Origin of the sequence: Bacillus sp. ms-22 (genome assembly GCF_009759805.1) — a bacterium.
Classification (GTDB): domain Bacteria; phylum Bacillota; class Bacilli; order Bacillales; family Bacillaceae; genus Bacillus; species Bacillus xiamenensis.
This window is the reverse complement of record NZ_CP046653.1, coordinates 3103527-3129688: the sequence shown is the minus strand read 5'-3', so window position 1 is coordinate 3129688 and position 26162 is coordinate 3103527. Positions and strand designations below refer to the sequence as shown.

Genomic DNA, 26162 nt, shown 5'->3' with positions numbered 1-26162 from the left:
GTGAATCAGAATGAACTTTGAAACGGTAATTGGACTTGAAGTCCACGTAGAGCTAAAAACACAATCAAAAATTTTCTCAAGCTCGCCGACAGCTTTTGGTGCGGCTGCCAATACGCAAACAAGTGTCATCGACCTTGGGTATCCTGGCGTACTGCCGGTGCTGAACAAAGAAGCGGTGAACTTTGCGATGAAAGCGGCAATGGCGCTGAACTGTGAGATCGCAACTGATACAAAATTTGACCGTAAAAACTATTTCTATCCTGATAACCCAAAGGCGTATCAAATTTCTCAATTTGATAAACCAATCGGTGAAAACGGCTGGATTGAAATTGAAGTAGACGGCAAAACAAAACGAATCGGTATTACGCGTCTTCATTTGGAAGAGGATGCAGGGAAACTGACGCACACAGGCGACGGTTATTCACTCGTCGATTTCAACCGACAAGGCACACCGCTTGTTGAAATCGTATCTGAGCCAGACATTCGCACACCAGAAGAAGCATATGCTTACTTAGAAAAATTAAAATCTATTATTCAATATACAGGCGTTTCCGACTGTAAGATGGAAGAAGGCTCACTGCGCTGTGATGCCAATATTTCTCTGCGCCCAATTGGACGTGAAGAGTTTGGAACGAAAACAGAGCTTAAAAACTTGAACTCTTTCGCTTTCGTTCAAAAAGGACTTGAATTCGAAGAGAAACGTCAAGAGCAAGTATTGCTTTCTGGCGGTGTGATTGAGCAGGAAACACGCCGCTATGACGAAGCGTCTAAAAAGACGATCCTCATGCGTGTGAAAGAAGGCTCTGATGATTACCGCTACTTCCCAGAACCAGATTTGGTGGAGCTGTACATTGATGACGAGTGGAAAGAACGCGTAAGAGCATCCATTCCAGAGCTTCCAGACGAGCGCCGCAAACGCTACATTGATGAACTTGGACTGCCTGCATATGATGCAATGGTGCTGACGCTGACAAAAGAAATGTCTGATTTCTTTGAAGCGACCATTTCAGAAGGTGCGGAAGCGAAGCAAGCATCAAACTGGCTCATGGGTGAAGTATCTGCATATTTAAACTCCGCTCAAAAAGAGCTGGAAGAAACAAAACTTACGCCACAAGGGCTTGCTGGCATGATCAAACTCATTGAAAAAGGAACGATTTCTTCTAAGATTGCCAAAAAGGTATTCAAAGAGCTGATTGAAAATGGGGGCGATGCAGAAACAATCGTCAAAGAAAAAGGACTTGTCCAAATTTCTGACGAAGGTGCACTGCTCAAGCTAGTCACAGAAGCACTTGATAACAACCCGCAATCCATTGAAGATTTCAAAAATGGAAAAGACCGCGCAATTGGTTTCCTAGTTGGACAAATCATGAAAGCATCGAAGGGACAAGCAAACCCGCCGATGGTCAACAAGATTCTTCTCGAAGAAATCAAAAAACGCTAAATCGCAAAAACCGCCACATGGATGATGAGGCGGTTTTTTTGTTGGTGAAAATGACAGGGTCTTATTAGAGATTCAGACCACCGCCGTATATCAATTCATTGGTTCTTTTTTTATAATGAAGCATAAACTTTAGCACATATTCGAAGGGGATAAAGGTGAACGAAAGTGAACATCGCCACGTATTGTCATTGAAGGAACACCTTCAATTGTTCCACAGCTCTTTGGACAGCGGAGTCCTCACACGTTTCTAAATTTGTCAGCATCCCTTGAATGACCGGTTTGCGGGGCTGATCTTTGGCCAGTTCTTCTTCAATCACTTCAATGGATACAAGGGTATCATCAGATAAAAGATGTTCAGATTTTAACAATCGAAGATCTTCTTGAAGAGTAGCGGCATTTGGAGCTTCATCATCCCAAATGTTTTGCTTCAGAATTGGCTTCGCATGAGAACGAAGAAGCCCATGAACCAAATCATCAAATCGGTCGAGAATAAAGGATGAGAGCTCATCACATGATAATTGCATCTGATCTTGCAAAAGCAGTATCTGCACATAAGATTGGATGATTCCTTGAATCATGACTGACAGGTCAGTTATATATGGTTCGATCTCCTGTCCATACGTGGTCAAAATAGAAATTTGGATTTCATCATTCATCTGCTTTTTAACCGTTTTGGAATACTTTTTAATTTGCTGGTTTTCCGGAATAATGTTCTCGCTGAGGATCAAAATGATAAAATCCTTGTTCTCAGCAAAGTGTTGAAACTGTTCAGCGATTTGTTTCTGAAAAATCTCTCTAGGCGCAAGATGCTGATTCTCTTTTCGAATCTTTTCAATACTTTGCATAGACGTGTCGATATAATATTCAAACGCTCGGTTGAAAAGCTGTTCTTTTGATTTGAAATGCAAGTAAAATGCACCTTTGGATATTCCGCATTCATCTGCAATTTCCTGAATGGTCGTAGAAGAAAAACCCTTTTTCGCAAACAACTGGATGCTTGCTTTAATGATTTTTTCTTTTTTTTCGTTCATGAAATAAGGCCCCTTCAGCTTTAGAATGTTACGTCAAACGCAAGTGAAATGGTTGACGACATTGTATATCACCGTTTATTATGATATAGAATGACCAGTCAGTCAATACATAAAGGGAAATGGAGGACATAATGAATTCGATCATCAATTTTGTATTAAAGAACAAGTTCGCTGTATGGCTCATGACGATTATCGTAACAGTTGCTGGTCTATATGCCGGATTGAATATGAAACAAGAATCAATCCCTAATATCAACACTCCAGTCATTACGGTTTCTACAACGTATCCTGGTGCAACACCGGACGAAGTATCAGATAAAGTGACAGATCCAATTGAGAAGTCTATACAAAACCTCAATGGGATCAAAGTGGTCACTTCCAATTCTTTTGAGAATGCCTCATCAATTCAAATCGAGTACGATTACAACAAAGATATGGATGAAGCAAAGAAGGAAATTGAAGATGCCATTAGCAATATCAATTTTCCTGAAAATGCAGAACAACCGAAAATCGCTCGCTTTAGTATTAACGCAATTCCAATCTTAGCACTCAGTGTCTCGGGTGATAAAGAATCATTAGAAGACCTTACACAAAAAGTGGAAGATGACCTTGTTCCTTCGCTTGAAGGATTAGATGGTGTATCTTCTGTCGAAGCTTCAGGACAGCAAATTAAAGAAGTGGAATTTTCTTTTAAACAAAAGAAATTGAAAGAATACGGTTTAGATGAAGAAACTGTCCAAAACATGATCAAAGGCTCTGATGTCAATGTACCATTAGGGTTATACACATTTGGGAGCAAGCAAAAATCAGTCGTAGTGGACGGTAATATTTTAAGCGTCAAAGATTTGAAGAACATGCGAATTCCTGTTACATCAAGTGCAACAGCAGGAGATGGATCGTCTTCTAGCAGCTCAGGAAATGCAGATGTCCAAGGTGCTGAGCAGCAGGCTGGAAGTGCAAGTCAGCAGCAAACAGGTCTAGGCGCAGCAAGCAGTCAATCTGTAGAGCTACCGACAATTAAGCTTTCTGAGATTGCAGATATTAAAGTTGTGAAAGAAGCAGAATCGATTTCTAGAACGAATGGAAAAGACAGTATCGGTCTGCAAATTGTGAAAGGCTCTGATGCCAACACAGTGAGTGTAGCAGAAGAAGTCACAAAAGAGCTTGAGAAATTCAAAAAAGACAACAAAGGCATCAAAGTAAGCACCACATATGATCAGGCAGAGCCGATTAAAGAGTCTGTCAGCACAATGCTGAACAAGGCGATCATCGGAGCAATCTTTGCGATCATTATCATTCTCTTGTTCCTGCGAGATATCAAATCAACATTAATTTCGGTGATTTCCATTCCGTTATCCCTGTTGATTGCTGTTTTATTATTAAATCAGCTGGATATCACATTAAATATCATGACACTTGGTGCTATGACCGTCGCCATTGGGCGCGTTGTCGATGATTCGATTGTCGTCATAGAAAACATCTATCGGCGAATGGCATTAAAGAATGAACCGTTAAAAGGCAAAGCACTCGTCAGAGAAGCTACGAAAGAAATGTTTATCCCGATTATGTCTTCGACGATTGTCACAATTGCGGTGTTCTTACCGTTAGCACTTGTGGGTGGAATGATTGGTGAACTATTCATCCCATTTGCATTAACGATTGTGTTTGCTTTACTTGCTTCTCTGCTTGTCGCCATTACAATTGTACCAATGATGGCTCACAGCCTATTTAAAAAGAACCTGTATGGCAAAGCGAAAAAGGTAAAAGAACATAAACCAAGCAGGCTTGCCGGCGGTTATAGACGGATACTCAATTGGACCCTTAATCATAAATGGATTACATCAGGAATTGCGATTCTCATGCTTGTCGGAAGTTTATTCCTAGCACCACTTGTCGGCGTCAGCTTCTTACCGCAAGAAGCGGAAAAAACGGCGATGGTGACATACACGCCAGAGCCAGGACAAACGAGAGAACAAGCAATTGATGAAACGAAAAAAGCAGAAGAATACTTAATGAAACGTGACCATGTCAATACGGTTCAATATTCATTAGGCTCTTCAAATGCACTGACAGCAAGTGTTGGCGGCAATTCTAACGGTGCGTTATTCTTCGTCCAATATGATGATGACACACCGAATTTCGATAAAGAAAAAGATCGTGTGGTCAAAGCCCTGCAAGACAAAACGTCTAAAGGGGAATGGAAATCACAAGACTTCTCATCTGCTGGCGCAAGTAATACAGTGACGTACTATGTGTACGGTGACAAGGTCAGTGATATTGAAGGGACAGTCAAAGATGTCGAGAACATTTTAAAAGATGAGAAGAACCTGAAAAACGTCAGCACAAGCTTATCTGAGAAATATGACGAATATACGTTCAATGCAGATCAAGAAAAACTGGCGAAGCTAGGCTTAACGGCTTCACAAATCGCACAGGCGATTGCTCCTCAAAGCAGTGAAACAACACTGACGAAAGTAACAGAGGACGGCAAAGAACTGGATGTGAAGCTTCAAACGGAAAAAGATGAATATAAGAGCAAAAAAGATTTAGAGAATAAAAAGATCACAACACCGACAGGGCAAGAAGTCCGAATTGGTGATGTCGTGGAAGTGAAAGATGGCACGACAGCAAACACTGTGACAAAGCGTGATGGAAAAATTTACGCAGAAGTGTCTGGTGACATGACGACAGATGATGTATCAAAAGTGACACAGGATGTTCAGAAGAAAGTCGATAAGCTTGATTTGAAATCTGACGTTACGATTGATACAGGCGGTGTAAGTGCGGATATTCAAGAATCCTTTACACAGCTAGGGCTCGCAATGCTTGCAGCAATTGCCATTGTATACCTCGTTCTCGTCATTACATTTGGCGGAGGTCTTGCACCATTTGCCATTCTGTTCTCGCTTCCATTTACGATTATTGGTGCACTCGTTGGATTGTTTGTAGCGAAAGAAACCATCAGTTTAAATGCCATGATTGGATTGCTCATGCTGATCGGAATCGTTGTAACAAATGCCATTGTCTTAATTGACCGAGTGATTCATAAAGAAAAAGAAGGACTTTCAACAAGAGAAGCCTTACTTGAAGCAGGAACAACAAGATTACGCCCAATCTTAATGACGGCACTTGCGACAATTGGTGCATTGCTGCCACTCGCATTAGGTTTTGAAGGCGGAAGTCAGATCGTATCAAAAGGACTTGGCGTCACCGTTATTGGCGGTTTAACAAGTTCTACACTTCTCACATTGGTCATCGTACCAATCGTGTATGAAATCCTAAGCAAATTTAGACGTAAGAAAAAGTACGCAGAAGAAGAGTAAGAGGGAGCCCCGCTCATTGGCGGGGTTTTTTATGTTGAAATCTGACAAACCGCTTTTCTCATGAGCTCTTCAAACGCTTGGAAAAATGCATCACGATCGACATGGTCGATCACTTGAATGGATTTTCCATCTGGATGTTCATAGGTACGTCCTTGCCTTGGTGTTTCAGTGTAAACGATCGCGTTCATCTCTTTTGAACGGGTAAATGATGAGGAAACAAGAGTGATGGTTGTCAGCACATCCCATAAGTAGTAAGTCGAGTTCGTTTCGTGATGAATGAGTGGCGGACAAAAGGCATAACACTGTCCAATAAAATCTATTCCAATATGAGAGCGGAGGGAAGCCCAGCGTTGTCGTACATCAAGTGTGAGCGGGACTTGATTCGTGCTTTCAAGTGCGACCATTTCAATTGGAAAACGCTCTTGAAAGACGGTGCTGACAGCATAGGGGTCCCAAAAGGCATTCCATTCGGCTGTTCCATCATGCTCGGGTTCTTCGACATTGCCTTTTTCAAGGAATGTGCCGCCCATCCATACCAGTTTCTCAATTTTATTTGAGATGGAGGGATCTTCTTCTAAGGCACGTGCAAAGTCTGTGAGCGGACCTGTAAAGAGCAGGGTGACAGGTTCTGTTGCCTTTTTAACCGTTTCAATCAGATGAAGATGTGCTGGAAGCTTGGATACTTTTGTATCAACAGCGCCTTTTTCGTTTAAAATCGGCAGTGCATCTACATAAAAGGCATGCATGCGCCATTCCTTTGGAAATGGATTGACACCTCTAGAGTTGGAAGCAGCGACCTCAATCTCATAAGGACTAAATCGATCAATGATTTTCTGAGACGCACTCAGCGCAGGCTCTAAATAACAATCAGCAGGAATCACAGACACCCCAATGACTTTCAGGTGCTCCATTTGAAGAAGCAGGAATAAGGAGACGAGGTCATCAACACCGCCGTCATGATTGAAATAGACAGGTTTTTTCATCGCATACCATCCTTTTCATCGTTTTCTTTTATCTTATCAGAATGCTTATCTGTTGAGGGAAACGTGCCATGAGATTTCAAATATTAGGGGATTGTTCAGTTGCCATTTTCAAAACTCATAGTATAATTAAAGGTTGTTAGTGGTGAAAATAGATTGCATAATGATAATAGGATGATGATGAATGAAACGTGCTCGAATTATATACAATCCGACATCTGGGCGTGAACTCTTTAAGAAGAATTTACCGCAGGTTTTGCAAAAATTTGAACAGGCTGGCTATGAAACATCTTGTCATGCGACGACATGTGCAGGAGATGCAACACAAGCAGCAGAAAAAGCTGCACAGAGAGATTTTGATTTAATTGTAGCAGCAGGTGGAGACGGCACAATCAATGAAGTCGTCAATGGATTAGCACCGCTTGAAAAAAGACCAAAATTAGGTATCATTCCAGTAGGAACAACAAATGACTTTGCAAGAGCACTTGGCATTCCAAGAGAAGATATATTAAAAGCAACAGATGCCATCATTAATGGAGTAGCAAAGCCGCTTGATATCGGTAAAGTGAATGGCCAATATTTCATTAATATTGCAGGAGGCGGCCGATTAACAGAGCTGACCTATGAAGTGCCTAGTAAGCTGAAAACCATGCTAGGACAGCTTGCTTATTATTTGAAAGGCATGGAGATGCTTCCTTCCATCCGCCCGACAGAAGTCGAAATTGAATATGACGGCAAATTGTTTCATGGAGAAATCATGCTGTTTCTTGTTTCACTAACAAACTCAGTAGGCGGCTTTGAAAAGCTGGCACCAGATTCCATATTAGATGACGGTATGTTTGATCTGATTATTTTAAAGAAGGTCAATCTAGCAGAAGCCATTCGAGTGGTCAGCCTTGCACTTCGAGGCGAGCATATTCATGATAACAATGTCATCTACGCAAAAGCGAATCGCGTGAAAGTAGATGTAAAAGATAAAATGCAATTGAATTTAGATGGTGAATACGGCGGCATGCTGCCAGGTGAATTTGAAAACCTATATCGCCATATTGAATTTATTGTGCCAAAAGCAACAGCTGAAAAAATAGGGTGAAGACTGAACTTGGTTCCTTATGGCGACCAAGTTTTTCTTTGCAAATGAGGTGATAAAATTGGTGAAAATGAAACCGCCCGTTCAAAAAAATGAATACTACAATGTAACCTTCGAAGACTTAACGCACGAAGGTGCAGGTGTAGCGAAAATTGAAGGCTTCCCTGTCTTTGTACCGAATGCCCTTCCTGACGAACAAGGAAAAATCAAAGTCACACGTGTCAAAAAAGGATTTGCTTTTGGACGACTCATGGAGCTGACAAAGGAAAGTCAGCACAGGCAAGATGCGCCATGTCCCATTTACAAGCAGTGCGGCGGCTGTCAAATTCAGCATATGAGCTATGAAGGTCAGCTGAAATTTAAACAAAAACAAGTAAAGGACGTATTAGAGCGGATCGGCAAGCTTGATATGAGCCGTGTAAAAGTTCATCCTGTACTCGGCATGGAAGATCCTTGGAATTACCGAAACAAAGCACAAGTTCCAGTTGGTGAACTTGAAGGCGGGCTCGTTGCCGGTTTCTATCAGCAGCGAACGCATGAAATCATTGATATGGAAAAATGTTTGATCCAGCAGTCAGAAAATGACGAAGCGGTACAGGCAGTAAAAGAAATCTGTAATGCGTTTGGCATTAAAGCATATAACGAAGAGAGGCACAAAGGCTGGCTACGTCATGTCATGGTTCGTTACGGCATGGCAACAGGTGAAATGATGGTTGTGTTTGTCACAAGAACGGCTGATTTTCCGCAAAAGCAGCAGGTGATTGAGCAAATTATAGCACGCTTCCCACATGTTCGGTCAATTGTACAAAACGTGAATTCAAAGAAAACAAATGTCATTTTCGGAGACGAAACGACCGTTTTATGGGGAGAAGAATACATTTATGATACGATTGGCGACATCAAATTTGCGATTTCAGCCCGATCATTTTATCAAGTGAATCCAGCTCAAACAAAGGTGCTTTATGACAAAGCGCTTGAATATGCCGAGCTGCAAGGCGAAGAAACCGTTATTGATGCATACTGCGGAATCGGTACGATTTCCTTATTTCTCGCACAAAAAGCAGGTAGAGTATACGGTGTAGAAATTGTGCCAGAAGCAATTGAAGATGCTAAACGCAACGCTGCCTTAAACGGGATCAACAACGTTGAATTCGCAGTTGGTGAAGCGGAAACTGTTATCCCAAACTGGTACAAAGAAGGCATCAAAGCAGATACATTAGTCGTTGATCCCCCAAGAAAGGGCTGTGATGAAGCATTGCTTGACACAATCATCAAGATGAAACCAAACCGTGTTGTTTACGTGTCCTGTAACCCTGGGACACTTGCTCGTGATTTGCGTATTCTTGAGGATGGTGGGTATGTGACGGAGGAAGTGCAGCCTGTGGATATGTTTCCGCATACGAGTCATGTGGAGTGTGTGGCAAGTCTTGTGATTAATTAGTAATGTATTGAAGCATCCCGATTTCGTGATATTAAACCGACATCGGGATATTTTTATTTTCGCTTGCTCTACTTGAATAAAAAACGGTAATCGTGGATCAAAAATGAATATTTGTCCAGCATTTGGTTATCAAATGTCCCTTTTTGCAATTTTGCCACGTTCATATTAAAGTATATAATGATAAAAATTGCTGAAAGAATTTACAGAAGGACATGCCCTTTAGGCGCTATGTCATGAGAGGAATTGAACGAAAGATGAATCAAAATTTCTGGCGTGATTTGCCACGGCCATTTTTTATATTAGCACCAATGGAAGAAGTGACAGATGTTGTGTTTCGTCATGTTGTGAGTGAGGCGGCGAGACCGGATGTGTTTTTTACAGAGTTTACGAACAGTGAAAGTTATTGCCACCCTGATGGCATTCAAAGTGTGAAGGGCCGTTTAACGTTTACAGAGGATGAGCAGCCGATTGTTGCTCATATTTGGGGAGACAAACCTGAGAACTTTAGACAAATGAGCATTGGAATGGCGGAATTAGGTTTTCAGGGGCTTGATATTAATATGGGCTGTCCTGTCCCAAATGTCACACAAAACGGGAAGGGCAGTGGCTTGATTCTTCGCCCAGACGTTGCGGCAGAGCTAATTCAAGCGGCAAAAGCAGGGGGATTACCTGTTAGTGTGAAAACAAGACTAGGATTTACAGAGGTCGATGAATGGCGCGGGTGGCTCAGACATATTTTGGAGCAAGACATTGTGAATTTATCGATCCATCTTCGCACAAGAAAGGAAATGAGCCAAGTGGATGCGCATTGGGAGCTCATTCCTGAGATAAAAAAACTGCGTGATGAAGTAGCTCCTGATACGCTTTTGACAATCAATGGTGATATTCCTGACCGTCAAACTGGCTTAAAGCTCGCTGAGCAGTATGGAGTGGACGGAGTGATGATTGGGCGCGGGATTTTCCATAACCCCTTTGCCTTTGAAAAAGAGCCGAAGGAGCATACGAGTGATGAATTGCTTGGTCTTTTAAGATTGCATCTTGATCTCCATGATCAATACTCCTCACTAGGTCTGCGTCCGTTCAAGGCGCTTCACCGTTTCTTTAAGATTTATGTGAAAGGGTTCAGAGGAGCGAGTTTCTTAAGAAATCAATTAATGAACACATCGTCAACAGATGAAGTGCGTGCAATGCTTGATGAATTTGAAGCGAGAAATAACGAACAATCATGATGAAAAAGAGGAGGGGTAACCCTTCTCTTTTTTTATGAATAGGACTATTAAACTAGTTCTCTCAAATGGTAAAATGAGATAGAAATAACAATTGGAGGTATTTTATTTGAAACCATTTTGGGATACAGACAGAGAAAGTGAAGAGACATTTAAGAAAATCAATGAAAAAGGCATTGCAAAAGCGGAAAAGAAGCTAGGCGTCATCTTGCCTGATACATATAAGAAACTTATTCTTGAACAAAATGGCGGGTATACCCTGCATAACGCTTTTCCAACGGACCAGCCGAATGGATGGGCAGAGGATCATGTGTCATTTGATCATTTAAGAGGAATTGCCAAAGGTGAAGGCATAATGGATAGCGATTATTTAATAGAAGAATGGGAATTGCCTGAGGGACTTGTGCTTATTTGTGGGGATGGTCATACGTGGATCGCTTTGGATTATAGAGAAACAAAGGAGCATCCGCCGGTTCATTACTTTGATCTAGAATATGAGACGGATTTCAAATTAGCGAATTCGTTTGATGAACTGATTGCTGGGCATTATACCGCAGAGGATAGCTTAGAAGATGGGATGTCGGATGAAGAGTGGCAGGCTGAATATGAAAAGCAGAATCCGCCATTATCAAAAGAAGAAGTGAAGGACATATTCATCACCAAAGACCCTGAACAGCTTTCAAAAATTACAAATTACCAAGTGAAACACATTGATGATATTAAGTGGATCTTTTCTGAAGTAGAAACATACATGCACTCCATTCAAGACGAAGAAATGGTAACGACTGCTGGGTGGGCGCTGAATACGATCTTTATATTGAATGAAGAAATGATTAAGAAGAATATGGATGTTGTCCAAAATGTATGTCGTTTTGCGGAACACTTGAATCAATCAGAAATTCATGAATTGCGGGATATTGCCTTTAATATATCAATCGCGTTGGAATTTGATTTAGAGGAGTCATAAATCTTTCTTTTTTAGTTAGAAAACAAAAGTCCCCCTTTTACTAAAAAGGGGGTCACCAATTCCTTTACTCCGCACTCTCCCCAACCTCACGGCTATCCTCTGTTTCACCAATATAAATAGGACCGTTTGCATGATCGATTCGGATTGGCCATTCGTATGGGACTTGCAGGCGTCTAGCGATGGCTCTCCAAAATTTTGCAGAGTCAAATTCTAGTTCTTGAAAGTCTTTGAGCAATTCTTTATACGAAGACCCATCAAATTGAATGTATGAGTCTTGCAGGCGCATAAAGGCGTAATGTCTCACTTCTAGTGCTGCCGCTGCTTCCATTTCTTCCTCTGTTGCTCCGCCGATGATTGTTCCTGCGGGCGGAAGCATGTCGTAAACGTTAAATTCCTCTTCTTCTTCATGGGATGCGTTGTGCTGTTGATCTGACATTTCCTTCACTCCTTCTCGTTTTAATCAAAATTTTATTCGTGCTTACTACTATTATCGGAAGAAAATGCGAAATGTGGAATGGTCTGAGGAGCAGAATTAGGCATTATTCAGGAATTGATGGGAGAACCATTTCAAAAAAACAACTCTATGAAAAGAGATGTTTAGTGAAGAGCAGGGGCTTTTCGTTTTGATAGGACGTGAGCTATCCATTCGAGAAGAGCAAAAGTCACTAAGAAGATGATGGCCCAGCTGCTAGCATCAGCCCATACATTGGTGATATCAATGATGTTCGCCTGATCAAGTCTGTCCTGGATCCACATCGTGATCAATGTCGTGAGGTATATTTGTAAAAACCATTTGGATTTTTTCAATTAGTCACACCTCCATCTCATGTTATCATATAAGAAATAACAAGGAATTTCCAATTGTTTTTTCCATGCTTCAAGATGAAAATAAAACCAATGGAAGGAAATCAAATGAGCGATCTAATAGATACGTTTTTAAAACACAATTTTTCTGATCTTTTACTAGCACCGCCTCTTTTTTATGAATGGCCGTATGGACTTCGGTTTGAAGTGGCAGATTGGTCATTAGGAAAGGAATCGGATGTATTAGAAAAAGCAGGGGATCGTACTTTTGACATTGTGAGATATGCGTTTCATCCAGAGGACGAGATGCTATTCGTCACAGATGTTTACACGCAGCATGAACATGAACTAACGAAGCGAAAGCTCCTTGTTTATCAAAAATATGTCGACCGACAAGTGCGTCACAGGTTGCGTCACGAGCGTTTGACCTATGTACAACCAAATCTAGAAGAAACAATGAAAATAGAGCGATTTATGCTCCATTGTCAGATGCAGGATATTCGATTGCGCCCGCTTCTTCATGCAATATGCCAAGAAGACTTTTACACGCCGAATCAAATCATGAAAGGAAAGCTTGGTTATGAAATCTATCTAATCAACCTCTCAAAACAGATGATTTTCCACTTATATGATGATCGAGGTGCGGCAGACCCTGAACATCTGCGGCCGGTCTATGAGGGCTTACAGCACTGGCTATTAACATATGATCTCGCTCGGATGGATCAGCTATTTGCCGGTAAATAAGAAGGAACCGCACTTTCCACAAGTGCGGTTCCTTCTTATTATGCTTCTACTTTATTAAAAAACTGCGGAAGATATTCTTTGTGTGCTTCTAGCATTTCATCTAGGATGCTTTTTGCAATGGCATCTGATGGGACAAGCGGATTGATGGTCATGGCAACAAGGGCTGTGTTGTAGTCGCCTGTCACGGCTGCTTCAGCGGCTACACGTTCAAAGGATTTAATTTGAGAAATAAGTCCTTTGACAGCGACCGGCATTTCACCAACAGCGATTGGTTTTGGACCGTCTTTTGTGATGACGCAGTTCAGTTCAACGGCAGAATCATTTGGAATGTCACTGATCGCGCCATTGTTGATCGTGTTCACAGGCTGAATGTCATGCTTGTCGTTATAAATGGATGCGATCAAGTTACACGCTGCGTCACTGTAGTAAGCACCGCCTCGTTTTTCAAGCTGTGGCGGTTTAATATCAAGATCAGGGTCTTTGTAAAGCTCGAATAGGTCATTTTCTAGTGCACGAACGACTTCTGCACGCGTTCCTTCATTCTCTGCTGCTTTCTTTTCTTCAGCCAGCATATCACTTGTTTTGTAGTAGTAGCGGTGATACGGACAAGGAATTACGCCAAGCCCTTTTAAGAAATCTGCATCCCATGGAATCGCTTGAATGTTGTTCATTGACATGGTGGAGTTTGGATCTGCCATGTCTTCAATGACTTGATCCATGATGCTTTTACCGTCTAAGAATACATCCAGTCCAAATACCATATGGTTCAATCCAGCAAAGCTGACTTCCACTCTGCTTGCATCTACATCCAGCCCTTTGGCGATGCCCATGCGAATGCCGATTGGCACGTTACATAAGCCAACGACTTTACGGTGATTTGAATAGCGTAGAACGGCTTCTGTGACCATACCGGCAGGGTTCGTGAAGTTCACAAGCCATGCATCCGGGCATAATTCTTCAATATCTTTTACAATATCAAGAATGACAGGGATGGTGCGCAGGCCCTTGAATAGACCGCCAGGACCATTTGTTTCTTGACCAATGACATCATATTTTAAAGGAATGCGTTCATCCTTCATACGTGCTTCTAGTAATCCGACGCGGAATTGTGTTGTGACGAAATCAGCGCCAACGAGGGCTTTTTTACGATCGAGTGTTAAGTGAACTTCAATTGGAAGTCCGGCTTTTTTCACCATTCGTTTTGCAAGATTTCCGACGATTTCAAGCTTTTCTTTTCCCGCTTCAATATCGACGAGCCAAAGTTCGCTAATTGGAAATTCATCGTACCGTTTAATAAATCCTTCGACAAGCTCTGGTGTATAGCTTGATCCTCCGCCAATTGTGACAACCTTTAATCCTTTTGCCATGTTCTGCACCTCCGAATAATGTAACGCACAATGTTATAATAGATTGAAACCAATTGTTCTTTTGTTTGTACAACTATAGCTTATCGTGAGAGCATCTTGTGCGTAAATGGCTTTGGCGTCTTTAGGCAAGGGTGCCCTATTTAGAGATTTGTTACATAAAAGAAACACGTTGTGACATGTTGTTGGAGAAAGGGGAAGTCAGATGTTTTCAAGTGAGGTCATTTCCAGCTTTAATGAACTAGAAAGCGCTTTATACCGATATATTATGGAAAACAGTGAAAAGGTCGTCTATATGAGAATTCGCGACTTAGCAGATGCTGCTCATATTTCTACCTCGTCTGTCCTTCGCTTTTGCCGAAAAGTGAAGTGTGAAGGCTTTTCAGAGTTTAAAGTGAAGCTCAAAATGTATTTAGAATCAGAGCAAACGCCCTCTTTGAAAAGCACACAGCATTTTCTATATGAATTTATAGAACGAACATTGAAAGGAGATTTTGAAGAAAAAATCAAAGAGGCAGCGAGGCTGATTGCTGAGGCAAAAAATGTGCTGTTTATTGGGACTGGCAGTTCTGGCATTCTGGCGCAATATGGGGCAAGATACTTTTCAAGTCTTGAAAAATTTTCGTTTTACATCAATGATCCATTTTTTCCAATGAATATGCAGTATTTAGACAATAGCGTCACAATTGTGCTGTCTGTATCAGGGGAGAACCGTATTACGATTGATCATATTTCGAAATTAAAGAGAGAAGGCAGTACGATCATTAGTATTACAAACAATCAGCACTGTACGATTTCACGTATTTCTGATGTCAATATTGCCTATTACGTTACAGATGAACGGATGCACAGAGCCAATATCACCACACAGACACCCGTTGTGTATATTTTAGAAACCATGGCCCGTGACATGTTTGCGATGTTAAAAGAAAAGTAAAAGAGCCGCTGCCTTAAACAGCCGCTCTTTTTTTCTGCATCATGAAAGCAAGAATGGCGATGCCGGAACAGACGAGGACAAACAGTCCGCCTAACAAATACACAAACCTTGCGCCGAATGTATCTGCAATAAATCCAACAAAGAAGATGGATAAACCGGCAGATACAGAAGAAAGGACGTAGTGAGCGGAATACACCTTTGATAAGTCACGGGTGGGTGTTGCTGTTTGAAGAATGGTTTGCTGGGAAACATCTCGAATTTGATAGGCAGGTCCCATCAGAATACAAAGCAGCAGCGCAAGCCATGGAAGGCTGTTCATTGCAAAAAGAATGGTGAGCACTGCATAGATGAATGAACCTGTTGCCATAAAGAGGAGCAGCTGTTTTTGAATGAAACGACTGAACCATGCAGCGAGCAGCCCGCCTATAATGGCGCCAGTATAATAAGCAGCGTTGATAAACCCCCACCAATCCTCGCTTCTATTCAAATCATGCGTGACAAAGGCGAGTGTAATGGCTCCAATCCAAACAGATCCCGCTATATTTTCACAAACATCCATGAATGTCAGGGTACGAATCATTTTATTTTTCCAAATGACCGTCCAGCCGTCTTTGAAACTGTTTAATTGATTCGTTCTTTGAGTCGTGTTTTCTTCCTGAAGCAAAGGCAAAACGGGTAAGAACAATAGATAAGAACATACAATCATGAGACAAGTGAAAGCTAATAAATAAGTTGACCCAATCCACAAGACGAGTATTCCGGTAAACGAATAGCCGGCAATTTGAACGATTTGTTGAAAAATGGAGGCTGTGCTGTTCGCTTGAACAAGCTGATTTGCCTGCACAAGCATTGGCATGATCGCCTGTAATAAAGGACTGATGAATCCGCCTGTCATCGAAATGAGTATGAGTGCACCAAACAGCCAGACGATATGCTGCTGAAAGAAATGGAATTGTGTGGTGAACAAGATCATCATCACAAGACGTGCAAGAGGGAGCCATTTTAAAAGGCGATAGGCTTGAAAGCGATCAATCAAAACAGGAGAGATGAGCCCAGCTAATAGCTGACATAACGTTCTAATGAGTGGAAATAATGCCGCATAGGTAGCAGATTGTGTATCTTGATAAATGACGAAAGTGATGGTCATCACAAACACGATATCACTTAGCATCAGAAGGCTTTTACTGCCTGTGTAAAACCAAAACGTTTTTCCCATATCAAACCGGCTCCTTTTCAAAAACAAGTTCAGTATAGCATGAGAGCGAAGGGGCTAGAGGCTTTCTATTGAAAAATACATCTTAAGGATGAGAGGATTGTGATAAGCTAAATGAAAGGACATTGTAAGGAAAGGGGTTCAATCCATTGAGAAAATTACCAGCACACGACTTTTTGGACAAGCTTGGCATTCCGTATGACATCAAAACATTTTCTGACGAAACAGAGAAGGGTGCAGCAAATGTAGCGGCAGCTCTTGGTTTTAGAGAAAGACAAATGATCAAAACATTGATCTTTGAAACAGGGGAAGGGGAGCAGCTGCTTGTGATGGTTGGTGCTGATCAGCACATCAAATCAGGAAAACTAAAAAAAGCAGCAGGCTCTCGTAATATCAAAATGGCTTCACCAGACACGGTTCTTGAAGTGACGGGCTATCGAATTGGTTCGATTCCGCCATTTTGCTGGCAGCCTGAAGGGTTCCGAACGATTATTGAAGCTTCGCTATTAGAAGAAGAGGTATTAGGAGTAGGAGCTGGCGAGTGGGGAAATGAAATACTCATCACACCAGAACAATTAGTAAAGGCATCAAAGGCTGTTCCGTTTGATCTTGTCCAACCATCCGAATAGAAAAAGTGCCTGTTTACGAAGCAGGCACTTTTTTAATTGAAGGCTGGTGGTATAAATGGTCCAATGTCTTTCATTTGCAGAAAGGCATTCACTGTTTTATTTTCCTCAAGGTCATTCGCTCGTTTGCAGACAACAACAGGTCTGATAATGTCAACTCCTTCGATATACACGCGTCCGATATCTCCACGTTCTAAGCTTTGCTGAACAGCGTCACGAGGAACAAGTGTGATGCCATAGCCAGCTTTGATCATTTGAATGGCTTCATGGACACCGCTGAATTGTAAATCAACGTTCGGTTTTTTAATTCCTTTCGAGGTAAAAAGAGAAAAGAGCTTCTCTCTTGTGGAACTGCCTTCTTCTCGCATTAAAAAGGGTTCATGACGCAGGCGCTCAAGGGGAACGGTTTGTCCGTTCAACGGATGATCAGACGGGACAATAAAATCATAGCTTAAATTAGTCAAATGGGAGGTGTGGATGTCCTCGTGGTGCAGGTCTTCAATGACAGCGATGGCGACATCTGAATGATATTGCAGAAGATCCTCTATCACTTGAGCGGAGTTTCCGCTTTTTAATTCAATTTCTGTCTGTGGTGATGATGTTTTAAACGCAGCCAGCCATCCAGGCAGCAAAAAGTTAAGTGGAACGTAGGTAGAAGCAATTCGCAGTCTCCCTTTTTTCCCGTTTTGTAAAAGTGTGATCTGATATTCTACTTCCTTTTCAGCCTCAAATACTTGCCGGGCATAAGGATACAGAATTTTCCCCATCTCTGTCAGTGTAATTCCTCGGCCGTTTCGTTTAAATAGGCGGAAACCGATTTCTCGTTCAATGCTTCTTAATTGAGCCGTCACCGCTGGTTGTGTCAAAGACAACACGTCTGCCGTTTGTGTGACGCTTTTCGTTTCGGCTACCTTTGCAAAAATACGGAGGGCATGTAAATTCATTTTTGTACCACCTATCAATTATTTTGATGATTGGATCAAAAACATTCATTAGATTTATTATAAGGCACCCCTTATCGTAAAGGTAGCGAAGGGGGCAAAAAAATGGATCATCGTCAAAAGCAGGTCGTGTCCATATCACTTATCACTGCGTTTGCACTCATTGGAGATTCAATGCTTTATATTGTTCTGCCTATCTATTGGAGAGAGGTTGGATTATCGTCCATTTGGGAGGTCGGTTTGCTGCTCTCGATCAACCGATTCATTCGCATCCCTTTAGCGCCTGTTGTTTGGTGGCTATACCGGTATGTGCCGATGAAGACTGGCGTATTGATTGCTATCTTGCTGGCGTCAGTGACCACGATGTTATATGGCGTCAGCGGTTTTTGGCTGCTGCTGATCTGCCGGTGCGCTTGGGGATTAGCTTGGACTTTACTTCGTATGAGCGGGATGCGGTTGATGGCTGAAATGGATGAAGGCACACAAGGGCATTTAACGGGTCTTTATAACGGGCTTTACCGTCTCGGCAGTTTATTCGGAATGCTATTTGGCGGGGTATTCGCCAGCTTGATCGGTTTCCAGCCCATGACGCTCGTCTTTGGCTTACTCACATTGCTAGGGTGTATTTTTTATGTGTCTTTAGATGAGATTGAAAAGGGTAAAGAGACGCAAGTCTATCAAGGCATCAAACAGAAGTGGCTTTCACGTGAAGTTGTGAAAGTTCTTCTGACAGGTATGCTTGTAGCACTCATCATACAAGGTTTATTTGCTTCAACGTTGAGTCATGTGATTGAAGTCAAGATCGGCCAGAATGGAATAGCTCTTCTCGGTTATGTCATAGGTGCGTCTGCTTTAAGTGGGGCGATTCAAGCAATCAGATGGGGATGGGAACCATTTGTCGCACCAAGAGCAGGCAGGTGGTTTGACGGGGTTGTGGTGAAGGAACGAATGCTGTGCTGGATGTTTCTTTCGTTTGGAGCTCTCAGTATACTCGGAGCCATGCTGAAGATCACTGGCTGGTTTCTTGTGATGTTGCTTTTGCTTCAGCTGTTGTCCACGATTTTAACGACGCTAACCGATACGCTTGCTTTTCACAAAGCCTCTACTCAAACAGATAGGAACCGCTTCCTTGCTAGCTATTCCTTTGTTCAAGATCTGGGGGCTGCTTTAGGACCTTTGCTGGGATATACAGTCATTCAATTTTGGGGGGCGAACAGTGTCTTTTGGCTGATGATTATGATGAGCGTACTGCTTTTAAGTCTATGGACGAGAGGCAATCGGCAGCATGTCTCTTATGGGGAAGTGTGAATCATCAAGTCAAGATGTAACAGAAGTCAGGTTAGTGAATGTATTTTCTTCATGATCACATATGTGGTAAAGGCTGATAGCAGCATAAAAAAACTGCCTTCATGCGGCTGAACGCATGAGGCAGTAATATTCACCTATTCAATGCCCGAATCATAGGCTTTTTGCGTCAGCTGGCTGACGACTTCTTTTAAGCCATTTGGTTTATGGAATTCAACAGGTGTGCTACCTTTTTCGAATATGATTTGGTCTGCTTCAACTAGCACGACATATCGATTGTTGACCTTTGCGATATGAATCGAGTGGCCGAAGTCGGCTAAAAGTCCTTTGATCTCTGTTTCACCTAGACGCATTTTCATTGTGATGTCAGGGGTTTGTTCAACAATATGTGAAGCTGCTAACGTGACCTGTTCTGTATCGAGCGTTTCCCTAATCTCACGCTTTTCACTCGCTTCCCATATTTCAAGGTCCTCTTCAAATTGTTTTAATTCTTCACTTTCATCCTGTAATGTTTCAAATACTTGTTCTTGAACCATATTCATGACCTGTGATTTCATGATTTCAGGCATCGATTCTCCATATTCGACGAATTTCAGGAAGTCCTCAAAATAACGAGCGTGTGAGGATTGGTGGATTTTCACTTCTGCTTCCTCTGTCATGCCCTCTTCTGGCATAAACGGATATTGAATCGATTTCATGTTTTTGGTTGTAATCGCCATTTCGACTTTTCGGATCAAGGTAGATGTATCAGCAATAGAAGCGACTTTCTGTTCAAAATCACATTTCATGATAAAGACAAAGGAGTCATCGAAATACTTTTTAGGAACTGCGGAAGCAACTAAAAAAACGCCGCCCCTCACAGCACTTGTATCTAAATAGGTGCGAACAAATTGTTCGCTGCATTCGTTGAATAATTCCTTTGTATCTGCAAATCTCGTCTGATGAAATAAATTGTAGTTTGGATTTGAATCGAGCTCATGACCTGGTTCGACAATAAAACGGCCAATTTTAGTCGGTACTTGCTCAGACTTAGGATGTCTGTCCACTTTTCGTTTGACGATTTTTTTCAGCTCACCGTCTAGAAAGTCCTTCAGCTCACTTTGTTCAAATTCCTCTTGGTCTAATGTTTGATAATGTTTAAACCGTTTATTTGCTTGTTCATCTTTGCCTTCTACTTCAATCACAAAGAATGATAGAAAACGTATCGTAAAGTCCACTGATTGGTCACCACTTTTTCTTCTTCGGATATGTTGAGTATAGAAAAAGGAGTGAAAATCGTCAACGAATGGAGAAATATCGTGTCATTATTTCCCGAGAAATGTTTACTGAAAAACACTTGATAATAATTATCATTCTTGATAGAATGATAAAAGAAAAGAAGGAACCTGCCAGTTCCTTCATCTCAGAAATCTTTTATTATTTTGTTTCGAATGTTTCGCAATCAGTGTCTACATTGCGAGTCACGTCAGACATTGTGCTTTTACCAATTTTAATTGTAGAGGCTGTACAGCTGTTTTCAGCCCAAAAACGGCAAGAGTTCACTTCACAAAGTACGTTTTGTGCCATGGGAATTCACCTCCGTGATTCATATTGAGAATGACGCAAGCTGCCACTTGATTCATTCAATCTAGTAGTCTCTTTATAGAAAGAGGCTGTTTGTGTTGCGTATGCACATGTTTATCATATCATCTACCCTGAAAATATACAATTTAAACTTTGCAAGAGCGAGAAGACAAATCTCGCTCTTTTTTATTTGTAAAAATAGTTGAATGCTAGGTGGCGCTAACTCTCTTTTTTACATATGAATAGAGTAGATTCAAAACCTGATATCGGACAAAGTATAAGGGTACATGTACCGATTTTCCGCATAAAGATAAGGTTTTTAATCAAAAATTTCATAGAGAGATGAGGGGAGAAGATGAAAGCAGTCATTCTCTGCGGAGGAAAGGGAACGAGAATGAGTGAGGTCACACAAGCGCTTCCTAAACCACTTGCTATGATCGGAGATCGGCCTATTCTATGGCATATTATGAAAATCTATCAGTATTACGGTGTTGACGAGTTTATCTTATTACTTGGATATAAAGGAGAGAAGATCAAAGAGTATTTTCTCAACTACGACTGGCGACATCACAGCATGCAGCTGGATATGTCGACAGGAGAAATGAAGCTTTTAGGGAAGTCTGAGAACTGGAAAATCACCTTTTTAGATACGGGTGAGGATACGATGACAGGCGGACGGTTAAAGCAGGCACAAGACTACATTGGGGATGAAACATTTATGATGACGTATGGTGACGGGCTCGCCAATATCAATATGTTTCATTTGCTTAAGCGCCATCAAGATCTTGGGGCAGCTGCCACTGTTACAGGAATTGAAAAGAAGTCACAGTACGGGACGCTTAAGGTGTATAACGGGATGGCACAATCCTTCTCTGAGAAGACGGACAGTATCGGGATGATCAATGGAGGATTTTTTGTGTTGTCTCCAAAGGTTTTTGATTATTTAACAGATGATGATCAATGCGTGTTCGAAGCGGAGCCGCTTCAACATCTGGCGAATGATGGAGAGCTTGCGGTTTATGAGCATCACGGATTTTGGACAGCAATTGATACGTACAAAAACTTGAAGGAAATCAACGACATGTGGACAGAAGGAAAACAACCATGGAAGGTTTGGTGACGGCATGAGCGGATTTTGGAATGGGAAGAACGTATTTGTGACTGGATGTACAGGATTGTTAGGGAGTTATCTCGTCAAGGAATTGATTGATCAAGGTGCAAACGTAACAGGGCTTGTACGTGATCAAGTGCCAAGATCGAATTTATATCAAGGCAGTCAGTTTGAAAAAATGAATGTCGTGCAAGGCGCACTTGAGGACATGCAAACGATTGAACGTGCACTCGGAGAGTACGAAATTGATACCGTCTTCCATTTGGCCGCCCAAGCGATTGTTGGGGTCGCAAACAGACATCCGGTCTCTACATTTGAAGCCAATATTTTAGGGACATGGAATGTGCTGGAGGCGTCCAGAAGGCAGCCGCTCATCAAACGAGTCATTGTGGCATCAAGTGATAAAGCTTACGGTGATCAGGAGCAGCTTCCTTATGATGAAAACATGCCGCTTAACGGGAAGCACCCGTATGATGTATCGAAAAGTTGCGCAGATTTAATTTCTCACACATACTACAACACATATGGTCTTCCGGTTTGTGTGACGCGGTGCGGTAATTTATACGGTGGCGGGGATTTGAATTTTAACCGAATCATTCCGCAAACCATCCAGCTTGTGTTAGAGGGAAAGGTTCCAGAAATTAGAAGTGACGGGACCTTTATTCGCGATTATTTCTACATTGAAGATGCGGTTAAGGCTTATTTGCTCCTAGCTGAAAAAATGGAGGAAAAAGGGCTTGCTGGAGAAGCGTTTAATTTTAGTAATGAAATTCAGCTGACGGTCCTTGAACTCGTAGATAAGATTTTAAAAGCAATGGGAAGTGACCTGAAACCTCGTATTCTCAACCAAGGAACGCATGAGATTAAGCATCAATATTTGTCGGCAGAAAAAGCGAGAAAGCTGCTTGATTGGAAGCCAGACTACTCCATTGATGAAGGTTTAGAGAAAACCATTGAATGGTACCGCGAATTCTTTCAAAAATAGAGGTGTAAATAGATGAACAGCATATATTGTACGGTTCTATCAAGTGGAAGACTTTATCAAGCCATTGCGTTTTTCTTATCGTTGAAGCAAGTAGAAGATGATGCTGTCATCAAGACGTTATGTATGGATGATGCTGCATTTGATTTGCTTCATCAAATGAATTTCCCGCATGTCGATCTTGTTCATGTACGGCAGCTTGAAACACCTGAGCTTCTAGAGATCAAAAAGGAACGGGATGATTCGGAATATTGCTGGACGTTAAAGCCGATCTGGATTGAGCGTATTTTCGAAGAGGAGAAGGCAGAAGAAGTGACGTATCTTGATGCGGATTTATTCTTTTATGAGAGTCCGCAAGTTATATTTCAAAACCAGCCGAATGCCTCTGTTCTCCTATCAAGAGGGGATATCGTCATTCCAAGCTTTGATCCAGAGGAAGTGACGATGCTTCAGAAGCTTTTAGGCCGATATAATTCAGGATTCCTACATTTTAAAGGAGATGAAGCCGGCAGAAAGTGTCTCAGCTGGTGGAAAGAAGAGTGTCTAAAAGAATGCAAAAATGCGCCTGGAGAAGGTAAATTTGGCGATCAAGGGTATTTGGATCATATGCCAATGCTGTTTGACAACGTAGAAGAGATTGAAACGAAAGGCGTCAATATTGGTCATTGGAATTATGGACAGCATGTCTATCAGGAAGAGGATGGACGTATTCTGCTTGAGGATGGAAGTCCGCTCATTTGCTATCATTTCAGTGGTTTTCGGATTGTGAGCAAGGATGATATGCAGCAAATCCATGAAAAAGGAAGAAATGATTTGCCATTTTTCCAAGAAGCCTATCGAGAAGTGCTACGCCATGTGATTGAATCTGTGGAACAAGTCAATCCGATGTTTAACGGCTATGCCACACTGGAGGTGGATGACGCATGAATGAAAAGCCGAAGGTAAGCGTCATTATTCCGAGCTATAATGCCAAAGAGCGTTTAGAAGGGAGTCTTTTTTCCTTAACACGCCAGAAAACAGATATTCCATTTGAGGTCATTGTCACCGATAATGGGTCAACGGATGGCACGATGGAAATGCTCGAAAAAATGGAAGTGAACTTTCCGTTGAAAAAGGTGCGTATCCCCGTCAATCAAGGGATTGCCAAGGGGCGCAATCATGCCATTCGCGAGGCGGAGGGAGACCTGCTAATTTTTCATGACAGTGATATGCTCGCAGAACCGAGGTTTATTCAAAAGCATGCAGAAGCACATGATGATCAAGAGGATCTTGTCATTTGCGGTGTTTGCTGGAAGCGAATTTATCGTTATTTTTACACTGGATTTGATAAAGATCATGTGAAGAGATTGAAAGAACAAGGGCTGTATCAGCGGAAAATGAAGGACAAAACGCCTCTTTTATCAATGGAGGAAGTGGAAAATGGTGCATTTTTAGAGAGAAGCTTCGACTTGCAGTCCGAATTTATTGATATTCTGAAAGACATTTTAAACACGTACCACTATGATTTAGGTTCTTATCAATTGCCGTGGCGATTTTTTATTACAAATAACTCCTCCGTAAAGAGAAAGCATGTCATGAAACTAGGGATGTTTGATGAAAATATCGTTCGGTACGGGTTTGAGGATTATGATTTGGGGATTCGTTTGCATCAGTTTGGTCTCTCATTTGAGCTGCGAGAGGATATTTTGAGTGTACATCAGGAGCATCCAAGTAATTTAACGTCATTCGATGACATCAAATATAACATTTTGTATATGTGCGAGAAGTACAACAATATTGATTCCATTGATGTTCATTTGGCCTTCTCTGGACCATTTTCTCACACTGTAACCAATGACATCATGAAAGAAATTCGTCAGCTGCGTGAAAACCCGGCATTTAATGATCTGCTCTCTTATTTTTTAGAGCTGCTGCATATGATTACAGAGCGGAATATGGGCATCAAACGTGATCAAAAGGATGTGCTGACCGCAAAGCACTTTTCTTTGAAAAAACTGTCAGAGGCGGCGCAGCTTGCAAAGCAGGAATATGATTCTGCGGTTCTAGTAGAAGCTATTCAAGGGCTGACGCAAGAGCTGCTGCATGTTGATTTATGTCAAGTGGATGTGTTGTAGATGGCATCCTATCATTTTACAACCATTGTGTCGAATACCCATGTATTGAAGCTGCTGGCGCTGATTCATTCACTTGAGCAGACGGCTCGTTCCTTCAAACTCTCCGTTTTATGTGCTGACCCTTTGGCTTACAAGGTGTTAAGTGAATTTCCTCACCCGCATGTCCAATATGAACAGCTTGAAGACATTGAAGATGATTCGCTGCGAAAGGCAAAGGATGATCGTACGTTTCATGAGTATTGCTGGACATTAAAGCCTGCGTTTTTACTCAAAATTCTAGAGTCCTCTGATGCGGATTATCTCGCTCATTTGGATACAGATTTGTATTTTTATCATCACCCAAAGGAAATATTTGCAGAGAATCCACTCGCTCATTTATATTTGACAGATCATATGAATTCCAAGCGATTCTATCACTATTATGAATTATCCGGCCGTTTTAATACTGGTTTTGTAGGCTGCCGCAACACAGATGTGGCCAAACGGGCTGTGACGCAGTGGAAAGAAAACTGCATTGCACACTGTACGGTAGAAATGGATACGGAAAAAAAGACATACGGAGATCAGCGGTATGTTGAAAGATGGGTCGATGATTTTGAGGGAGTCCATGTGGTGGCATCTAAAGGTGCCAATGTAGCGATTTGGAATATTGAAAACTACGAGCTCTCTGTTGTGAAAGGAGATATTTATCTCGATGAATGTCCACTGCTGTTCTATCATTTTTCCGCCTTTACAATCATTGATGAGCGTACCTTTAATCTCAATTGGTATTACTATATGACAGATCAAAAGCTGGTGGATCATTTGTATATTCCATATGCCAATTTGATTCATCAAAAGATTCAACAGGTACAAGAGGTATTTCCGGACTTTCAGCAAGGGTTTATCGCAAAGAAGTATGTTCCCGATACACATTTTTATGAGATATGAAAAAAACCGCTCAGTGATTTGAGCGGTTT

General features: G+C 41.7%; 24 protein-coding genes. 15 read left to right on the top strand and 9 right to left on the bottom strand.

Annotated features, from left to right (window positions below):
* Nucleotides 1-10: 10 nt before the first annotated feature.
* Nucleotides 11-1441, top strand: coding sequence for an Asp-tRNA(Asn)/Glu-tRNA(Gln) amidotransferase subunit GatB (gatB, locus tag GPA07_RS16270; RefSeq protein ID WP_008355815.1), 1431 nt, complete (start codon nucleotides 11-13; stop codon nucleotides 1439-1441).
* Between the two features lie 185 nt (nucleotides 1442-1626).
* On the opposite strand, the gene GPA07_RS16265 is transcribed toward gatB, so the two are convergent.
* Nucleotides 1627-2472: a TetR/AcrR family transcriptional regulator gene (locus GPA07_RS16265; RefSeq protein WP_008355818.1), complete on the bottom strand. Its 846-nt coding sequence runs from the start codon at nucleotides 2470-2472 to the stop codon at nucleotides 1627-1629.
* Between the two features lie 131 nt (nucleotides 2473-2603).
* On the opposite strand from GPA07_RS16265, the gene GPA07_RS16260 reads away from it, so the two are divergent.
* The gene (locus GPA07_RS16260) at nucleotides 2604-5795 is read left to right on the top strand and encodes an efflux RND transporter permease subunit (protein ID WP_157292980.1); all 3192 of its coding nucleotides are present in this window, start codon (nucleotides 2604-2606) and stop codon (nucleotides 5793-5795) included.
* A gap of 29 nt (nucleotides 5796-5824) precedes the next feature.
* On the opposite strand, the gene GPA07_RS16255 is transcribed toward GPA07_RS16260, so the two are convergent.
* Nucleotides 5825-6778 (bottom strand): nucleoside hydrolase, encoded by a 954-nt coding sequence (locus GPA07_RS16255; RefSeq protein ID WP_157292979.1) that lies wholly within the window; start codon nucleotides 6776-6778, stop codon nucleotides 5825-5827.
* Nucleotides 6779-6959: 181 nt separating this feature from the next.
* Here GPA07_RS16255 and GPA07_RS16250 point away from each other — a divergent pair, with 181 nt between their 5' ends.
* The 4 genes from GPA07_RS16250 to GPA07_RS16235 all read left to right on the top strand — a co-directional run bounded on the left by GPA07_RS16250 (nucleotide 6960) and on the right by GPA07_RS16235 (nucleotide 11499).
* Nucleotides 6960-7868, top strand: coding sequence for a diacylglycerol kinase (locus tag GPA07_RS16250; RefSeq protein ID WP_157292978.1), 909 nt, complete (start codon nucleotides 6960-6962; stop codon nucleotides 7866-7868).
* A gap of 61 nt (nucleotides 7869-7929) precedes the next feature.
* Nucleotides 7930-9306, top strand: coding sequence for a 23S rRNA (uracil(1939)-C(5))-methyltransferase RlmD (rlmD, locus tag GPA07_RS16245; protein WP_198303827.1), 1377 nt, complete (start codon nucleotides 7930-7932; stop codon nucleotides 9304-9306).
* Nucleotides 9307-9560: 254 nt separating this feature from the next.
* The gene (locus GPA07_RS16240) at nucleotides 9561-10535 is read left to right on the top strand and encodes a tRNA dihydrouridine synthase (protein WP_008355826.1); all 975 of its coding nucleotides are present in this window, start codon (nucleotides 9561-9563) and stop codon (nucleotides 10533-10535) included.
* 106 nt (nucleotides 10536-10641) lie between these two features.
* Nucleotides 10642-11499, top strand: a complete 858-nt coding sequence (locus GPA07_RS16235; protein ID WP_157292976.1) for an SMI1/KNR4 family protein — start codon at nucleotides 10642-10644, stop codon at nucleotides 11497-11499.
* A 64-nt stretch (nucleotides 11500-11563) separates the two neighbouring features.
* Here the strand turns inward: GPA07_RS16235 and GPA07_RS16230 are convergent, their stop codons facing one another.
* A complete protein-coding gene (locus GPA07_RS16230; protein ID WP_008355831.1) occupies nucleotides 11564-11935 on the bottom strand; it encodes a hypothetical protein in 372 nt (123 codons plus the stop codon).
* Nucleotides 11936-12096: 161 nt separating this feature from the next.
* Nucleotides 12097-12306, bottom strand: coding sequence for a hypothetical protein (locus GPA07_RS16225; RefSeq protein WP_008355833.1), 210 nt, complete (start codon nucleotides 12304-12306; stop codon nucleotides 12097-12099).
* A 105-nt stretch (nucleotides 12307-12411) separates the two neighbouring features.
* Between GPA07_RS16225 and GPA07_RS16220 the strand changes: the two genes are divergently transcribed.
* Entirely contained in the window at nucleotides 12412-13047 is a 636-nt protein-coding gene (locus GPA07_RS16220) for a DUF3885 domain-containing protein (RefSeq protein ID WP_157292975.1), read from the top strand.
* 38 nt (nucleotides 13048-13085) lie between these two features.
* On the opposite strand, the gene GPA07_RS16215 is transcribed toward GPA07_RS16220, so the two are convergent.
* Complete coding sequence (locus tag GPA07_RS16215) at nucleotides 13086-14414, bottom strand: 6-phospho-beta-glucosidase (RefSeq protein ID WP_008355837.1); 1329 nt, start codon at nucleotides 14412-14414, stop codon at nucleotides 13086-13088.
* 202 nt (nucleotides 14415-14616) lie between these two features.
* Between GPA07_RS16215 and GPA07_RS16210 the strand changes: the two genes are divergently transcribed.
* Nucleotides 14617-15348, top strand: a complete 732-nt coding sequence (locus GPA07_RS16210; RefSeq protein WP_008355838.1) for a MurR/RpiR family transcriptional regulator — start codon at nucleotides 14617-14619, stop codon at nucleotides 15346-15348.
* A 13-nt stretch (nucleotides 15349-15361) separates the two neighbouring features.
* Here the strand turns inward: GPA07_RS16210 and GPA07_RS16205 are convergent, their stop codons facing one another.
* Nucleotides 15362-16564, bottom strand: coding sequence for an MFS transporter (locus GPA07_RS16205; RefSeq protein WP_157292974.1), 1203 nt, complete (start codon nucleotides 16562-16564; stop codon nucleotides 15362-15364).
* Nucleotides 16565-16710: 146 nt separating this feature from the next.
* Between GPA07_RS16205 and GPA07_RS16200 the strand changes: the two genes are divergently transcribed.
* The gene (locus GPA07_RS16200; RefSeq protein WP_008355843.1) at nucleotides 16711-17190 is read left to right on the top strand and encodes an aminoacyl-tRNA deacylase; all 480 of its coding nucleotides are present in this window, start codon (nucleotides 16711-16713) and stop codon (nucleotides 17188-17190) included.
* A gap of 32 nt (nucleotides 17191-17222) precedes the next feature.
* Here GPA07_RS16200 and GPA07_RS16195 read toward each other — a convergent pair whose 3' ends face one another.
* Complete coding sequence (locus GPA07_RS16195; protein WP_071167930.1) at nucleotides 17223-18131, bottom strand: LysR family transcriptional regulator; 909 nt, start codon at nucleotides 18129-18131, stop codon at nucleotides 17223-17225.
* 102 nt (nucleotides 18132-18233) lie between these two features.
* Here GPA07_RS16195 and GPA07_RS16190 point away from each other — a divergent pair, with 102 nt between their 5' ends.
* Nucleotides 18234-19436 carry an MFS transporter gene (locus GPA07_RS16190; RefSeq protein WP_071167929.1) on the top strand — a complete coding sequence of 401 codons (1203 nt, stop codon included), beginning with the start codon at nucleotides 18234-18236 and terminating at the stop codon, nucleotides 19434-19436.
* Nucleotides 19437-19570: 134 nt separating this feature from the next.
* Here GPA07_RS16190 and GPA07_RS16185 read toward each other — a convergent pair whose 3' ends face one another.
* On the bottom strand, nucleotides 19571-20650 hold the full coding sequence (locus GPA07_RS16185; RefSeq protein ID WP_071167928.1) for a DUF3900 domain-containing protein: 1080 nt from the start codon (nucleotides 20648-20650) through the stop codon (nucleotides 19571-19573).
* Between the two features lie 199 nt (nucleotides 20651-20849).
* Nucleotides 20850-20999 (bottom strand): DUF1540 domain-containing protein, encoded by a 150-nt coding sequence (locus GPA07_RS16180; RefSeq protein WP_008355850.1) that lies wholly within the window; start codon nucleotides 20997-20999, stop codon nucleotides 20850-20852.
* Nucleotides 21000-21351: 352 nt separating this feature from the next.
* Here GPA07_RS16180 and rfbF point away from each other — a divergent pair, with 352 nt between their 5' ends.
* The 5 genes from rfbF to GPA07_RS16155 are packed head-to-tail and all read left to right on the top strand — an operon-like array spanning nucleotide 21352 to nucleotide 26133.
* Nucleotides 21352-22116, top strand: coding sequence for a glucose-1-phosphate cytidylyltransferase (gene rfbF / locus GPA07_RS16175; protein ID WP_157292973.1), 765 nt, complete (start codon nucleotides 21352-21354; stop codon nucleotides 22114-22116).
* Nucleotides 22117-22120: 4 nt separating this feature from the next.
* Complete coding sequence (locus tag GPA07_RS16170) at nucleotides 22121-23092, top strand: GDP-mannose 4,6-dehydratase (protein WP_157292972.1); 972 nt, start codon at nucleotides 22121-22123, stop codon at nucleotides 23090-23092.
* A 12-nt stretch (nucleotides 23093-23104) separates the two neighbouring features.
* Nucleotides 23105-24016, top strand: coding sequence for a putative nucleotide-diphospho-sugar transferase (locus tag GPA07_RS16165; RefSeq protein WP_157292971.1), 912 nt, complete (start codon nucleotides 23105-23107; stop codon nucleotides 24014-24016).
* On the top strand, nucleotides 24013-25203 hold the full coding sequence (locus GPA07_RS16160) for a glycosyltransferase family 2 protein (RefSeq protein ID WP_157292970.1): 1191 nt from the start codon (nucleotides 24013-24015) through the stop codon (nucleotides 25201-25203). The genes GPA07_RS16165 and GPA07_RS16160 overlap by 4 nt, the downstream gene beginning before the upstream one ends.
* On the top strand, nucleotides 25204-26133 hold the full coding sequence (locus GPA07_RS16155; RefSeq protein ID WP_157292969.1) for a putative nucleotide-diphospho-sugar transferase: 930 nt from the start codon (nucleotides 25204-25206) through the stop codon (nucleotides 26131-26133).
* The last annotated feature ends 29 nt before the right edge of the window (nucleotides 26134-26162 follow it).

Coding starts and splice junctions, on each gene's coding strand:
- gatB (WP_008355815.1), top strand. CDS start 11: ATGAACTTTGAAACGGTAATTGGACTTGAAGTCCACGTAGAGCTAAAA.
- GPA07_RS16265 (WP_008355818.1), bottom strand. CDS start 2,472: ATGAACGAAAAAAAAGAAAAAATCATTAAAGCAAGCATCCAGTTGTTT.
- GPA07_RS16260 (WP_157292980.1), top strand. CDS start 2,604: ATGAATTCGATCATCAATTTTGTATTAAAGAACAAGTTCGCTGTATGG.
- GPA07_RS16255 (WP_157292979.1), bottom strand. CDS start 6,778: ATGAAAAAACCTGTCTATTTCAATCATGACGGCGGTGTTGATGACCTC.
- GPA07_RS16250 (WP_157292978.1), top strand. CDS start 6,960: ATGAAACGTGCTCGAATTATATACAATCCGACATCTGGGCGTGAACTC.
- GPA07_RS16240 (WP_008355826.1), top strand. CDS start 9,561: ATGAATCAAAATTTCTGGCGTGATTTGCCACGGCCATTTTTTATATTA.
- GPA07_RS16230 (WP_008355831.1), bottom strand. CDS start 11,935: ATGTCAGATCAACAGCACAACGCATCCCATGAAGAAGAAGAGGAATTT.
- GPA07_RS16220 (WP_157292975.1), top strand. CDS start 12,412: ATGAGCGATCTAATAGATACGTTTTTAAAACACAATTTTTCTGATCTT.
- GPA07_RS16215 (WP_008355837.1), bottom strand. CDS start 14,414: ATGGCAAAAGGATTAAAGGTTGTCACAATTGGCGGAGGATCAAGCTAT.
- GPA07_RS16210 (WP_008355838.1), top strand. CDS start 14,617: ATGTTTTCAAGTGAGGTCATTTCCAGCTTTAATGAACTAGAAAGCGCT.
- GPA07_RS16205 (WP_157292974.1), bottom strand. CDS start 16,564: ATGGGAAAAACGTTTTGGTTTTACACAGGCAGTAAAAGCCTTCTGATG.
- GPA07_RS16195 (WP_071167930.1), bottom strand. CDS start 18,131: ATGAATTTACATGCCCTCCGTATTTTTGCAAAGGTAGCCGAAACGAAA.
- GPA07_RS16190 (WP_071167929.1), top strand. CDS start 18,234: ATGGATCATCGTCAAAAGCAGGTCGTGTCCATATCACTTATCACTGCG.
- GPA07_RS16180 (WP_008355850.1), bottom strand. CDS start 20,999: ATGGCACAAAACGTACTTTGTGAAGTGAACTCTTGCCGTTTTTGGGCT.
- rfbF (WP_157292973.1), top strand. CDS start 21,352: ATGAAAGCAGTCATTCTCTGCGGAGGAAAGGGAACGAGAATGAGTGAG.
- GPA07_RS16170 (WP_157292972.1), top strand. CDS start 22,121: ATGAGCGGATTTTGGAATGGGAAGAACGTATTTGTGACTGGATGTACA.
- GPA07_RS16165 (WP_157292971.1), top strand. CDS start 23,105: ATGAACAGCATATATTGTACGGTTCTATCAAGTGGAAGACTTTATCAA.
- GPA07_RS16160 (WP_157292970.1), top strand. CDS start 24,013: ATGAATGAAAAGCCGAAGGTAAGCGTCATTATTCCGAGCTATAATGCC.
- GPA07_RS16155 (WP_157292969.1), top strand. CDS start 25,204: ATGGCATCCTATCATTTTACAACCATTGTGTCGAATACCCATGTATTG.